Annotated in this window: 1 protein-coding gene; it reads right to left on the reverse strand. The window is 54.8% G+C overall.

The annotated features are described in order from the left end of the window. Nucleotides 1-22: 22 nt before the first annotated feature. A partial coding sequence (locus OKB81_RS20430; protein WP_333563084.1) for an urease subunit alpha occupies nt 23-1123 on the reverse strand: 1101 nt, incomplete at its 5' end.

Consider the following 1123-nt stretch of genomic DNA (forward strand, 5'->3'; position numbering starts at 1 on the left):
CCTGCATGGAGACGTGATTAGATCACAGACGATCAGCCTGTTCAAATTTCATTAACAAAGTGCGATCCCGCCCTGGGTCGCTACCGAGGCTGCCGCGTTGCACTTTCATTTTGTGCGCAGTCTGCCATGTGCGCGTGATCACCTCACCGACACGTCCCATTGCTTGTGAATCGGACGAAATCATCGAGAATGCGCCGAGGTCATGCAGAATATCTTCCGCCGCAATAGTTTCACGACGAATACGTGATTCCGCAAATGCCACATCTTCAGGAATAGCGGGGTCGAGATGGTGGCAAACCATCAACATATCGAGATGCTCATCGACGGTATTCACGGTGTAAGGGCGCGTTGGGTTCGTAGAAGACGGCAGCACGTTCGCCAGCCCGCACGCTCTGATGATATCCGGTGCATGCCCACCACCCGCACCTTCGGTGTGATAAGTGTGAATAGTGCGATCGCCAATTGCTGCCAGTGTGTCTTCGACAAAACCGCTTTCGTTGAGCGTATCGGTATGAATAGCCACTTGCGTGTCGGTTTCTTCCGCCACATTCAGGCAGTTATCAATCGATGCGGGGGTAGAACCCCAATCTTCATGCAGTTTCAGGCCTATCGCACCTGCGGCGACCTGCTCATGCAGCGCATCGGGTAAGCTGGCATTCCCTTTACCGAGGAAACCCAAGTTCATCGGCAGACTTTCTGCTGCTTCCAACATACGCGCCATATACCAAGGGCCCGGCGTACACGTTGTGGCGTTGGTGCCCGTTGCCGGGCCTGTGCCCCCACCCAACATGGTGGTCACGCCAGAGCAGAGCGCTTCGTCGATCTGTTGCGGGCAGATGAAATGAATATGGCTGTCGATGCCACCCGCTGTGACAATAGAGCCTTCCCCCGCGATCACTTCGGTGCCCGGGCCAATCACTAATGTCACGCCCGGTTGCACATCAGGGTTACCCGCTTTGCCGATGCCCGCGATACGACCATGTTTAACGCCGATATCGGCTTTGACGATGCCCCAGTGATCAATAATCAGCGCATTGGTGATCACCGGCGTTGTTGCCCAAATCAGCTCGACCTGAATGGAACTTTTGGTGAAGCCCATGATCTGATCACCAAATCCCTCTTC

Origin of the sequence: Aeromonas sp. QDB56 (assembly GCF_027705505.1) — a bacterium.
GTDB classification, from domain to species: Bacteria; Pseudomonadota; Gammaproteobacteria; order Enterobacterales; family Aeromonadaceae; genus Aeromonas; species Aeromonas caviae.